13 protein-coding genes are annotated in these 12,659 nt (G+C 70.6%); 12 read left to right on the plus strand and 1 reads right to left on the minus strand.

Annotated elements, in window-relative coordinates:
- Positions 1-46: 46 nt before the first annotated feature.
- The 9 genes from alaS to aroB all read left to right on the plus strand — a co-directional run bounded on the left by alaS (position 47) and on the right by aroB (position 9,859).
- On the plus strand, positions 47-2,713 hold the full coding sequence (alaS, locus tag ACFFJD_RS10905; protein WP_382363972.1) for an alanine--tRNA ligase: 2,667 nt from the start codon (positions 47-49) through the stop codon (positions 2,711-2,713).
- Positions 2,710-3,162, plus strand: coding sequence for a Holliday junction resolvase RuvX (gene ruvX, locus ACFFJD_RS10910; RefSeq protein WP_382363974.1), 453 nt, complete (start codon positions 2,710-2,712; stop codon positions 3,160-3,162). The genes alaS and ruvX overlap by 4 nt, the downstream gene beginning before the upstream one ends.
- Entirely contained in the window at positions 3,155-4,891 is a 1,737-nt protein-coding gene (gene mltG, locus ACFFJD_RS10915; RefSeq protein WP_382363976.1) for an endolytic transglycosylase MltG, read from the plus strand. Before ruvX ends, mltG begins: the two co-directional genes overlap by 8 nt.
- On the plus strand, positions 4,891-5,706 hold the full coding sequence (locus ACFFJD_RS10920; protein ID WP_382363978.1) for a shikimate dehydrogenase: 816 nt from the start codon (positions 4,891-4,893) through the stop codon (positions 5,704-5,706). The genes mltG and ACFFJD_RS10920 overlap by 1 nt, the downstream gene beginning before the upstream one ends.
- Positions 5,707-5,763: 57 nt before the next feature.
- Entirely contained in the window at positions 5,764-6,195 is a 432-nt protein-coding gene (locus tag ACFFJD_RS10925; RefSeq protein WP_382363980.1) for an A24 family peptidase, read from the plus strand.
- A 64-nt stretch (positions 6,196-6,259) separates the two neighbouring features.
- Positions 6,260-7,009 (plus strand): DUF1906 domain-containing protein, encoded by a 750-nt coding sequence (locus ACFFJD_RS10930; protein WP_382363982.1) that lies wholly within the window; start codon positions 6,260-6,262, stop codon positions 7,007-7,009.
- 26 nt (positions 7,010-7,035) lie between these two features.
- Positions 7,036-8,244, plus strand: a complete 1,209-nt coding sequence (aroC, locus tag ACFFJD_RS10935; RefSeq protein ID WP_382364470.1) for a chorismate synthase — start codon at positions 7,036-7,038, stop codon at positions 8,242-8,244.
- Entirely contained in the window at positions 8,241-8,753 is a 513-nt protein-coding gene (locus ACFFJD_RS10940; RefSeq protein ID WP_382363984.1) for a shikimate kinase, read from the plus strand. The genes aroC and ACFFJD_RS10940 overlap by 4 nt, the downstream gene beginning before the upstream one ends.
- Entirely contained in the window at positions 8,750-9,859 is a 1,110-nt protein-coding gene (aroB, locus tag ACFFJD_RS10945) for a 3-dehydroquinate synthase (RefSeq protein WP_382363986.1), read from the plus strand. The genes ACFFJD_RS10940 and aroB overlap by 4 nt, the downstream gene beginning before the upstream one ends.
- Before the next feature lie 91 nt (positions 9,860-9,950).
- Here aroB and ACFFJD_RS10950 read toward each other — a convergent pair whose 3' ends face one another.
- Positions 9,951-10,454, minus strand: coding sequence for a B-4DMT family transporter (locus ACFFJD_RS10950; RefSeq protein ID WP_382363988.1), 504 nt, complete (start codon positions 10,452-10,454; stop codon positions 9,951-9,953).
- 43 nt (positions 10,455-10,497) lie between these two features.
- Between ACFFJD_RS10950 and ACFFJD_RS10955 the strand changes: the two genes are divergently transcribed.
- The 3 genes from ACFFJD_RS10955 to nusB are packed head-to-tail and all read left to right on the plus strand — an operon-like array spanning position 10,498 to position 12,657.
- The gene (locus ACFFJD_RS10955; protein WP_382363990.1) at positions 10,498-11,616 is read left to right on the plus strand and encodes a M24 family metallopeptidase; all 1,119 of its coding nucleotides are present in this window, start codon (positions 10,498-10,500) and stop codon (positions 11,614-11,616) included.
- 23 nt (positions 11,617-11,639) lie between these two features.
- On the plus strand, positions 11,640-12,203 hold the full coding sequence (efp, locus tag ACFFJD_RS10960) for an elongation factor P (protein WP_382363992.1): 564 nt from the start codon (positions 11,640-11,642) through the stop codon (positions 12,201-12,203).
- A complete protein-coding gene (gene nusB / locus ACFFJD_RS10965) occupies positions 12,190-12,657 on the plus strand; it encodes a transcription antitermination factor NusB (RefSeq protein WP_382363994.1) in 468 nt (155 codons plus the stop codon). The genes efp and nusB overlap by 14 nt, the downstream gene beginning before the upstream one ends.
- Positions 12,658-12,659 lie beyond the last annotated feature (2 nt).

Raw genomic sequence — 12,659 nt, forward strand, 5'->3', positions numbered from 1 at the left:
GACGGGCTGACTACCCGCGATTGTTGAGCGAAGGACATTCAGCCCAGTGCAGACGCATGAAATCCGGAAACGCTTCCTGGATCACTTCATCCGGGCCGGACACACCGAGGTGCCCAGCGCCTCCTTGATTCTGGACGATCCGAACCTGCTGTTCGTCAATGCCGGCATGGTGCCCTTCAAGCCGTACTTCCTGGGGGACCAGACGCCGCCCTTCCCGCGCGCCACCAGCGTGCAGAAGTGCGTGCGCACCCTCGACATCGAGGAGGTGGGCGTCACCACGCGTCACAACACCTTCTTCCAGATGGCAGGCAACTTCGCCTTCGGCGACTACTTCAAGCGCGAGGCCATCGAGTTCGCGTGGTCGCTGCTGACCGATCCGGTGGAGCAGGGCGGCTACGGCATGGACCCGGAGCGACTGTGGCCCACGGTCTACGTCGACGACGACGAGGCCGAAGGCATCTGGCGCGACGTGATCGGCGTGCCCGCCGAGCGCATTCAGCGTCGGGGGATGGCCGACAACTTCTGGTCGATGGGTGTGCCCGGACCGTGCGGTCCGTGCTCGGAGATCTTCTACGACCGCGGCCCCGAATACGGTGTCGAAGGCGGCCCGGAGGCCGACGAGGATCGCTACATCGAGATCTGGAACCTCGTGTTCATGCAGGACGAACGCGGCGAGGGCACCAGCAAGGACGATTACGAGATCCTCGGCCCGCTGCCGAAGAAGAACATCGACACCGGCATGGGCATCGAGCGTGTCGCCTGCCTGCTGCAGGGTGTCGACAACGTCTACGAGACCGATCTGCTCAAGCCGGTCATCGACCTCGCCTCCGCGCTCAGCGGCCGCGTCTACGGCGCAGGCAACGCCGAAGACGACGTGCGTTTCCGCGTCATCGCCGACCACTCGCGCACCGCCGTGATGCTGATCGGTGACGGCGTGATCCCGGGCAACGACGGTCGCGGCTACGTGCTGCGCCGCCTGCTGCGCCGCGTGGTCCGCTCGATGCGACTGCTCGGTGCCACCGCACCCACGATGGCCGCCATCGTGGAGAAGGTCATCGAGAACATGAGCCCGGCGTACCCGGAGCTCGCCGAGCAGCACGACCACATCCTGACCGTCGCCGTCGCCGAGGAGACCTCGTTCGGCCGCACCCTGGCCTCGGGTTCGGTGCTGTTCGCCGAGGCCGCTAGCGCCACCAAGGCCGCCGGCCGGGAGCGGATCAGCGGCGACGACGCCTTCACCCTGCACGACACCTACGGTTTCCCGATCGACCTGACCCTGGAGATGGCCGCCGAGGCCGGTCTGCAGGTGGACCGCGAAGGCTTCACCGAGCTGATGGCCGAGCAGCGTCGTCGCGCCAAGGCCGACGCCGCGGCCCGCAAGTCCGGGCACGCCGACCTGTCGGCCTACCGCGACTTCCTCGATCGCGGCCCCACCGAGTTCACCGGCTTCGACGAACTGGTGACCAACGCCCGCGTGCTGGGCATGGTGGCCGACGGCGAACGCGTCGTGGTGGCTGCGGCGGGCACGGAGGTGGAGGTGGTGCTCGATCGCACCCCGCTGTACGCCGAGTCCGGCGGCCAGACCGCCGACATCGGCACCATCACCACCACCGCCGGTGCGCGGTTGAAGGTCAAGGACGTCCAGAAGCTCAACAAGCAGGTCTGGCTGCACCGCGTGGTGGTGGAGACGGGCGAGATCGTCGAGGGCGACGAGGTGTTGGCCTCGGTGGACTCCGGCTGGCGGCACGGGGCCACCCAGGGCCACTCGGGCACCCATTTGGTGCACGCCGCGCTGCGGCAGGTCCTCGGACCCACCGCCACCCAGGCCGGTTCGTTGAACCGTCCCGGCTACCTGCGCTTCGACTTCCACGCCTCGTCGCCGCTGAGCGATGACCAGCGCGCGCAGATCGAGCAGATCAGCAACGAGGCCGTCGCGGCCAACTACACGGTCAACACCTTCGAGACCGACCTGGCCAAGGCCAAGGAGATGGGCGCGCTGGCGCTGTTCGGCGAGAACTACGGCGACGACGTGCGTGTCGTGGAGATCGGCGGACCGTTCTCGATGGAGCTGTGCGGCGGCACCCACGTCGGCACCTCCGCCCAGATCGGCCCGGTCACGGTGATCGGCGAAGGGTCGGTGGGCTCCGGTGTGCGCCGCGTCGAGGCCTACGTCGGCATGGATTCGCTGCGCTACCTGTCCAAGGAGCGGGCCCTGATGGCCGGTCTGTCGGCGTCGCTGAAGGTGCCGTCCGAGCAGGTGCCCGACCGCGTCGAGCAGCTCGTCACGCGTCTCAAGGAGGCGGAGAAGGCGCTCGACGCCGTCCGTGCCGAGCAGGCCCGCGCGGCCGTCGGCAGCCTGATCGACGACGCCGAGTCCGTCGGCGGCACCCTCGTGGTGGCCGGCCGGGTGGGAGACGGCGTGGACGCGAACGGTCTGCGGACCCTCGTCACCGAACTGCGCGGCAAGGTGGCCGACCGGGATGCCGTCGTGGCCCTGTTCGCCGTCGACGGCGCCAAGGTCCCGTTCGTGGTGGCGACCACCGCGGCCGCCCGCGACCGCGGTCTCAAGGCCGGTGCCCTGGTGGGCGAGGTGGCGCCGCTGGTGTCCGGTCGGGGCGGCGGCAAGCCCGACTTGGCTCAGGGCTCGGGCACCGATGCATCCGGTATCAACTCCGCGCTGCGCCGGATCCGAGAGATCGTCGGGCAGCGGTGATCTCGCCGCGCGGTCGCCGCCTGGCGATCGATGTGGGCAGTGTGCGCGTCGGGGTGGCTTCGTGCGACCCGGACGGCATCCTGGCCACCCCGGTGGAGACGGTGCAGCGCACCACCGACGACGGCGACATCCGTCGGGTGGCGGCGCTGGCCGCCGAGTACGAGGTGATCGAGGTGATCGTCGGGTTGCCGCGCACGCTGCGCAACACCGAAGGTCCGGCGGTGGACGCCGCGCGCGACTTCGGTGATCGGGTGGCAGCCGCCGTCGCTCCGGTGCCGGTGCTCTACCACGACGAACGACTGACCACGGTGACCGCGGCCGGTGCGCTGCGGGCCAGTGGACGAAAGGGCAAGGCCGCGCGTGCCGTCATCGATCAGGCCGCGGCGGTCGCTATTCTTCAGGGATGGCTGGACGCCCGACGCAACCAAGGACGGGACGCAAGTGACTGACGAGACCGGACCGGAGCAGCGACCTCCGGGGCATCGCGCCGATCAGCCGACCCGGCATCGGCGCCGTCGCGCTCCGGGTGATCCGACCACGACGGGCAGCATTCCGATCGTGCGCACCCCCTCGGACACGCCCGATCCGACGGTGGACTACCGGCGACCCGAGCGCTCGCCCAATCCGTACCTGGAGATCCGGTACGCCCAGGCCGAGCTGCCACAGATGCAGGTGGGCGGCCAGTTCACCGAACCGGCCGCCCCGCCGCGCGCTCCGCGTCCGGCCGCGCCGACCCCGGCACCGGTCGAGCCGCCGTGGGTGCCCGCCGAACTCCCGACTGTGGAGCAGCCTGCCTCCGAACCTCCCATCGTCGAGCAGCCCGCTGCGGCGCCGACCCTGCCGCAGGTTCCGCTGACTTCCACGCCCCCGAGCCCGCCTGCCCCGGACCCGGCCGCCCCGAACCCGGCCGCCCCGACCTTCGACATCCTGGACGAGTCCGCCGGTGCGCAGGCCGTACCGCTGGCCTCGTCGTCGGCCGAGCCCCCGGTCCCGACCGAGCCGGACTGGCTCGACGCAGAGGATTCCGCGGGCGGCATGCCCGCACCGCGCAAGCGCACCAAGGCCCTGCTGGCGCTGGCCGCCGTGGTGGTGCTGGTGCTCGCGGTCGGTGTGGTCGGACTCCGGCAACTCGGCGTCTTCGACTCCCGCAAGGACTTCAACTCCACCACCGGCGGGGCGATGGCGCTGGTCGAGATCCCCGAGGATGCGTCGCTGCGCGAGTTCGGTCGCCTGCTCACCGACGCCGGCGTGGTGGGCAGTCAGCGCGCCTTCGTCGACGCGGCGGGCAACCGCCAGCTGTCGGCCGGCTACTACGAACTGCCCACCGGTATCTCGGCGACCACCGCGGTCAACCTCCTCGCCGACGGCGAGAGCCGGGTGGGTCGCGTGGTGATCCCGGAAGGGCTGCAGCTGGACTCCAAGACCGGGGTGGACCGGAAGGTCACCCCCGGCATCTTCCAGATGCTCGCCGACGCGACCACGCTGGAGGCCGACGGCCGCACGTACGGGGTCACCGTCGAACAGTTGCAGACCGCCGCCGCCGAGTCGTCGGTGGCCGAGCTGGGCGTACCGGACTGGGCCGCACCGGCGGTGACCAAGCTCGACGGCGATCACCGCCGCATCGAGGGTCTGATCGCTTCCGGCGCGTGGGAGGACGTGGACCCGCGGATGGACGCCCGCGAACTGCTGAAGTCCCTGATCACGCGCAGCGCCACCCGGTTCGAGACCTGGGGGCTGCTCAGCGACAACAGTTCCGGCCTGATGGCCTACGACACGCTGATCGTGGCCTCCATCGTCGAGCGCGAGGTGAGCCAGCCCGACGACTACGCCAAGGTGGCGCGGGTGATCCTCAATCGCCTGGACAAGGGTCAGAAACTGGAGATGGACTCCACGGCCAACTACACCGCGGCCATCACCAACATCGACGTGCACGGTGAGGCCTACACCTCCAAGACCGAGTGGAACACCTACCAGCGCGAGGGCCTGCCGGTGACGCCGATCGGCGCCGTGGGCGAACGGGCGCTGGCAGCGGTGGAGAACCCGGCCGACGGCGACTGGCTGTACTTCGTGACCGTGGACAAGCAGGGCACCACCCTGTTCGCCCGCAGCTACGAGCGGCACAAGAAGAACCGCGACGTGGCCTGCGACAACAAGTTCATCACCACCGGTTGCCGGTGATGGGCGCCCGCAAGGCCGCGGTGCTCGGTTCGCCGGTGCAGCACTCGCGGTCCCCGGACCTGCACCGGGCGGCCTATGCCGCGCTCGGGTTGGACGGCTGGACCTACGACCGCCTGGAGACCACCGCCGAGGAGGTGGCCACCCGCGTGGCCGACGCCGGCCCGGAATGGGTGGGCTTCTCGGTCACCATGCCCGGCAAGCTGGCGGCCCTGGAGTGCGCCGACGAAGCCACCGAGCGCGCCGTCCTGATCGGTTCGGCCAACACCCTGGTGCGGCTGCCCGACGGGCGCTGGCGCGCCGACTGCACCGACGTGGACGGCATGATCGGGGCGCTGCGGGAGGCCGGGGTACCGGCCGACGCGGACCGGGCCGTGGTGATCGGCGCGGGCGGCACCTCGCTGCCCACGGTCGCCGCGCTCGCCGACTGGGGGCTGCACGAGGTCACCGTCGTCGCGCGCAGTGCGGCCCGCGCCGAGGGCGTGGTCGAGTTGGCGCGCCGTCTCGGCCTGGCCACCACCGTCGTCGGTTTCGAAGACGGGGCGCCGCTGGCCGCGGCGGCCGCCGACGCCGACGTGGTGGTCTCCACCGTCCCGGCCGCGGCGACCGCCCCGATCCTGGCCTCCGTGCGACATGCACGCCGCCTGGTGGACGTGATCTACGACCCGTGGCCCACGCCCTTGGCGACCGCGGTCCACGATGCCGGCGGCACCGTGGTCGGCGGTCTCACCATGCTGCTGAATCAGGCGTACAGCCAGGTGGAGCAGTTCACCGGGCAGTCCGCGCCGCGGGCGGCGATGGCAGCGGCCCTGGCCTGACCGCTGTACCGGCGTGACGGGGCGGTTGTGGACAGTCCGGCCGCGGCGGGTGCGCGTGTGGACAGCGCTCTCGGCACGACCGCGGCGACGGCGCACGCTGAGCGCATGGGCTGGCTGCTCGCGGGATACCTGGTGGTGCTGGCCGCGGTGGATGCGCGGACCGGGCGGCTGCCCAACGTCCTGATCGGTCCGCTGCTCGGTGCGTCGGCACTGGTGATCGCGGCGGCGCCGGCGGTCGGCCTGGCCGCGCTGACCGCGACCGTGCCCTACTTGATCGGTTTCCGGGCGCGGGGATGCGGCGGGGGAGACGTCAAGCTCGCGGTGGGGTGCGGCGCCCTGCTCGCGGTGCCGGCGAGCGCCCTGCTGGCGGTCGCCACCGCGGCGCTGCTGACGCTCGCGCAGTGCCGGGTGACCGGACGGTCGGCCGTGCCGCACGCACCGGCCCTGGTGGCCGCGACGATCGGATGGTGGCTCGTCGGCCTCGGATAACTATTGGGACTCCAGTGACTGTTGCTTCTGGAGTTACGCATGGGCCCGCAGTTACGGTGGGTGAGTGACCCTCTCTCGTCGTCGTTTCCTCACCACCGTCACCGCCGGGGCCGTCGGCGTCGGTGCCGGGGTGCTCGTCCCCGCGGGCCCCGCCGTCGCCGCGGGCTCGATGGAACTGCCGCCGTCGCTGCCGCCGAACACCTGGCTCGGCACCCTGCTCGACTACGCGGTCGGCGTTCCCGATCCGAAGGCCGTCGCGGCCGCCGGCCACGCCGGGGTGATCCGCTACGTGTCCGACCGCCGCCCGGGCGCCGAGTACATGACCGGCAAGCCGCTGCTGGCCGGCGAGGCGACGGCGATGCGCGCGGCCGGGTTGACCGTCGCGTCGAACTATCAGTTCGGCAAGGGGGAGACCTCGGATTGGCTGGGCGGCTATCCGGCCGGTCTGAAGCACGGCCGCCGGGGCGCGCAACTGCACGCCGAGGCCGGTGGTCCGCCGACCGCGCCCATCTACGTCTCGATCGACGACAACCCGACCTTCACCCAGTTCGTCACCCTGATCGCGCCCTACCTGCTGGCCTGGCACACCGTCATCGGACCGGCCCGCACCGGCGTCTACGCCAACGCGGCCACCATCGAATGGGCATCGAGCCTGGGGTTGGCGCGCTGGTTCTGGCAGCACGGCTGGGGCACCCCGGAAGGCTACGTGCATCCGGCCGCGCACCTGCGGCAACTGCGCGGGCAGCGCACCGTCGGCGGCGTCAACGTGGATGTGAACACCATTCTGCGGGCCGACTACGGGCAGTGGGCATGAGCCGCTGACGCACGACCGGCGGCCTTCTGGAAGAATCGACTATCGTGCTGCGCTGGACAACTGCTGGAGAATCCCACGGACCCGCCCTGATCGCGATGATCGAGGGCATGGTGGCCGGGGTCGAGGTCACCTCGTCAGATATCGCCGATCAACTCGCCCGTCGACGCCTGGGCTACGGCCGCGGTGCGCGGATGAAGTTCGAGGCCGACAAACTCACCCTGGTCGGCGGCATCCGCCACGGTCAGACCATGGGCAGTCCGATCGCGATCGAGATCGCGAACTCGGAGTGGCCCAAGTGGGAGCAGGTGATGTCGGCCGATCCGGTGGATCCGGCCGAACTGGAGGGCAGTGCGCGCAACGCGCCGCTGACCCGGCCCCGTCCGGGCCACGCCGACTACTCGGGCATGCTCAAGTACGGCTTCGACGATGCGCGCCAGGTGCTCGAACGCGCCAGTGCCCGGGAGACCGCGGCGCGCGTGGCCGCCGGCACCGTCGCGCGGAACTTCCTGCGGCAGGTGCTGGGCATCGAGGTGCTCTCGCACGTGATCTCCATCGGCGACAGCGACAGCTACGACGGTCCGGCGCCCCGCTACAGCGACCTCGAGGCCATCGACGCGAGCCCGGTGCGCGCGTTCACCGCCGGCCCGGAGGCCTCGATGATCGAGGAGATCGAAGCGGCCAAGCGCGACGGCGACACCCTCGGCGGCGTCGTGGAGATCGTGGCCACCGATGTCCCGGTCGGCCTCGGCTCGCACATCTCGGGGGACAGCCGCCTGGACGCGCGCCTGGCCGGTGCCCTTATGGGCATCCAGGCCATCAAGGGCGTCGAGGTGGGCGACGGCTTCACCACCGCCCGCCGTCGCGGCAGCGCCGCGCACGACGAGATGGTGCCCGGCGCCGACGGCGTGCTGCGGTCCACCAACCGGGCCGGCGGCCTCGAGGGCGGCATGACCAACGGCGAGGATCTGCGGGTCCGCATCGCCATGAAGCCGATCTCGACCGTGCCCCGCGCCCTGGCGACGGTGGACATGAGCACCGGTGAAGCCGCCAGCGCCATCCACCAGCGCAGCGACGTGTGCGCCGTCCCGGCCGCCGGTGTGGTGGCCGAGGCGATGGTCGCTCTGGTCCTGGCCCAGGCCGCACTGGAGAAGTTCGGCGGCGACTCGGCGCGCGAGACCGCCGCCAATCTTCGCTCCTACCGCGAGGCGATCGACGCGCGGCCGCCGCGGCCGTGACGCCCCGCGTGGTGCTGACCGGCTTCATGGGTTCGGGGAAGTCGACGGTGGGACACGCGCTGGCCGCGGCCCTGGACGTGGACTACCTCGACACCGACGCAGAGATCGTCCGACGCGCCGGCCGCAGCATCCCCGAACTCTTCGCCGACGGTGAGGACGTGTTCCGCGCCGCCGAGCGCGACACGGTGCTCGACGTCCTGACCACGGCCGACGGCGTGGTGGCACTGGGCGGCGGATCGGTCACCGTGCCGGCCATCGCCGCGGCGCTCGCCGACCACCACGTGGTCTATCTCGAGATCGACGCCGTCGCGGGCTTCGCCCGGGTCGTCGGTTCGCCGCGGCCCCTGCTGAGCCATCCCGATCCCGCGGCCCGCTACGCCGAGCTGCTGGCCGACCGGATCGACACCTATCGCGCCGTCGCCTCGCACACCGTGGATGCCCTCGCGCCGGTGCCGGACCTCGTGGCCCAGATCATCACCGCACTGCCCGAACAGGAGAAATCTTCATGACCGAGCCGGTAAAGGTGGCCGTCCGCGCGGCCGCACCGTACGACGTGACCATCGGACGGGGTCTGCTGACCGACCTCGCCGAGGCGGTGACCGGTGCCGACCGCGTGGCGATCATCTACCAGCCGCCGCTCAAGCAGACCGCCGAGCAGATCCTGGAGTTCCTGGGCGAGCGCGGTCTCGAGGCGCACAGACTGGAGATCCCCGACGCCGAAGACGGCAAGGACCTGCAGGTGGCCGCCTACTGCTGGGAGGTCTTCGGACGCATCGGCCTCAAGCGCAACGACAAGATCATCAGTCTCGGCGGCGGTGCGGCCACCGACCTCGCCGGATTCGTCGCGGCCACCTGGATGCGCGGCATCGGTGTGGTGCACGTGCCGACCACCCTGTTGGCGATGGTCGATGCGGCCGTCGGCGGGAAGACCGGTATCAACACCGACGCAGGCAAGAACCTGGTCGGCTCCTTCCACGAGCCGGACGCGGTCCTCATCGACCTCGGAACCCTGGAGTCGGTGCCGCGCAACGAGATCATCGCGGGCCTGGCCGAAGTGATCAAGACCGGCTTCATCGCCGACCCGGTGATCCTCGACCTCATCGAGGCCGATCCCGAGGCCGCGCTCGATCCGAGCGGCACGGTGCTCCCGGAACTGATCCGGCGCAGCGTCCAGGTCAAGGCCGATGTGGTCTCCGCCGACCTGAAGGAGTCCTCGCTGCGGGAGATCCTGAACTACGGTCACACGCTCGGTCACGCCGTCGAGCGGCGTGAGCGCTACAAGTGGCGCCACGGCGCCGCCGTGTCGGTGGGCATGGTCTTCGCCGCCGAGCTGGCGCGGCTGGCCGGGCGGCTCGACGACGAGACGGCCGATCGTCACCGCACTCTGTTGGAACTGGTGGGGCTGCCCACCACCTACGACCCGGACGCGCTCGGCGAGCTGCTGAAGTACATGGCCGGAGACAAGAAGAACCGCTCGGGCATGCTGCGGTTCGTGGTGCTCGACGGACTGGCGAAGCCGGGTCGCCTGGAGGCCCCGGATCCGGCGCTGATCGCGGCCGCCTACGGCGCGATCGGCGGTCGGCGCTCGTCCGGCGGCACGATTTCGCTGACCTAGTAGTCCGCGCGGCATCAGCGGCAGCCGACACAGACGACGAACGCCGCCGACTTCCTCGCGAAGTCGGCGGCGTTCGTGGTTCGTGGGGCGCTCAGGCCTTGGTGTCGGCCGTCTCGGTCGGCGCGGTGTGCAGCTCGTGCACCGACCAGTCGTCCTCGGGCTCGTTCTTGCGCTGGTCCCGGCGCACCAGCCAGCGTCCGACGCTGACGCCGAAGAAGGCGGGCACGTACACCAGCAGGGTGACGAACGAGGTGCCGGCGACCATCTCGACCCAGAACGAGGCCTGGCCGATGCCGTCGAGCCAGAAGGTGCCCAGCAGCCAGCAGACGAAGCACGCCACCAGGCCGGCGACGAAGCCGGCCTTGAGCCAGCGCATGGTGAGGTCTTCGTAGTCGTCGGGGTCCGGGTGGGCACGCGCATCGCGGATGCCGTCGTAGCCGCCCCACACGATCGCGATCAGCACGACGACGGCGATGGTCACCCAGCGCGAGATCGGCGACTGGACGGGCCAGGCGATGATGGCGGCGCCCAGGAGCACTCGGGCGATGATCTGAACGATCGACATGACGATGCCGCGCAGAAGCCAGGATTGCATGGGGTCAACATACCGGCATGAGATGTGTACAACAATCTCCGGTATGCGTGTTGCACCCGATACCGTTCCCCCGTTCGCCGCCCGACGCGCCGCGATCGCCGCCGCGCTGGCCGCGCAGGACGTCGATGCCCTGGTGGTCAGCGACCTGATCAACGTCCGCTATCTGAGTGGTTTCACCGGCAGCAATGCCGCGGTGCTGATCTGGCGGGACCACCCGGCCGGGGACCGGATCGCCACCGACGGCCGGTACACCGAGCAGGTGGCCGAGCAGAGCCCGGACCTGGCGGTCGTCGGGGCCCGGGACACCGTCGGCGCCCTCGTGGCCGAGGCCGGTCGGTCGGGCCGGTCCGTGCGGGTGGGTTTCGAGGCCGACGCGGTGACCGTGGCCGTCTTCGGCGAGTTGTGCACCGCCGTGGAGTCCACGGCGGTGACTCTGGTACCGCTGCGCGGCACGGTGCAGACCCTGCGGGAGGTCAAGGATGCGGGGGAGACGGCGCTGGTGGAGGCCGCCTGCCGGATCGGCGACGACGCGCTGGCGGCGTTGATCGAGCGCGGTGCGATCGCGCCCGGCCGCACCGAACGGGAGGTGGCTCGCGAGCTGGAGTGGGAGATGTACGCGCGCGGCGCGGCCGCGATCGCCTTCGAGACGATCGTGGCGACGGGGGCGAACTCGGCGATCCCGCACCACCGGCCGACGACGGCGGTGCTGGCCGACGGCGACTTCGTCAAGATCGACTTCGGGGCCGTCGTGGCCGGCTATCACTCGGACATGACCCGCACCCTGGTCCTGGGCGAGTCCGCGGCATGGCAGCGGGAGATCTACGAGATCGTTCGGCAGGCCCAGGCCGCGGGCTGCGCGGCGCTGGTGCCCGGGGCGGCCCTGGCCGAGGTCGACGCCGCCGCGCGCGAGGTGATCGTCGCCGCGGGCTACGGCGAACAGTATGTGCACGGCCTCGGCCACGGCGTCGGACTGCAGATCCACGAAGCGCCGGGGATCGGCAGCGCCGCGCGCGGTACACTGCGTGACGGTGCGATCGTCACCGTGGAGCCCGGCATCTATCTGCCGGGCCGCGGTGGGGTCCGCATCGAAGACACCTTGGTGGTCTCCGATGCCGGGCCGCGGTCGCTGACGAGCGCCCCCCGGGCGTTGCGGATCCTGTAGCGGATTTCCTAAGGAGACTTCACATGGCGTCTACCGCCGACTTCAAGAACGGCCTAGTACTCAAGATCGACAATCAGCTGTGGCAGATCGTCGAGTTCCAGCATGTGAAGCCGGGCAAGGGCCCGGCCTTCGTGCGCACCAAGCTCAAGAACGTGGTCTCGGGCAAGAACGTCGACAAGACGTTCAGCGCCGGCGTCAAGGTGGAGACGGCCACCGTCGACCGCCGCGACATGACCTACCTGTACAACGACGGCACCGACTTCGTCTTCATGGACGGCGAGACCTTCGACCAGATCTCGATCACCCCCGAGGTGATGGGCGACGGCGCACGCTTCCTGCTGGAGAACATGTCGGTACAGGTGGCCACTCACGAGGACGTGCCGCTGTTCGTCGAGCTCCCGGTGACCGTGGAGCTCGAAGTGACCCAGACCGATCCGGGTCTGCAGGGCGACCGGTCCACCGGTGGCACCAAGCCCGCGATCGTGGAGACCGGCGCCGAGGTGCAGGTGCCGCTGTTCATCAACACCGGCGACAAGCTGAAGATCGATTCGCGCGACGGGAATTACCTCGGCCGTGTCAACAACTGATCGCGCGGGCGAACCCCGCGGCCGGCATCGTCAACGCCGCCGCGCGGTGGACCTGCTGTTCGAGGCCGAGGCCAAGGGCGTACCGGCCACCGACCTGATCGCCGAGCGCCGCGAGGTCTTCGCCACCGACGACAGCGTCGGCGACATGACCGGATACGCGGTGCGCGCGGTGGAGGGCGTGGTGGCCGATGCGGCACAGGTCGACGCCATCATCTCCTCGCACCTGCAGAACTGGTCGTTCGACCGACTGCCCGCGGTCGATCGCGCCATCCTGCGTCTGGGGACCTGGGAACTGCTGTACGCCCCCGACATCGACATCAACGTGGTGCTCGCCGAGGCTGTGAAGCTCGCCACGGAGCTGTCCACGGACGACTCGCCCGCCTTCGTCAACGGCGTGCTGGACCGCATCTCGACGCTGGCCCCCCAGGTGCGGGCGGCGAGTTCGGCGGAGTAGAG

The organism is Gordonia phosphorivorans, assembly GCF_042432625.1.
Lineage (GTDB): Bacteria > Actinomycetota > Actinomycetes > Mycobacteriales > Mycobacteriaceae > Gordonia > Gordonia phosphorivorans.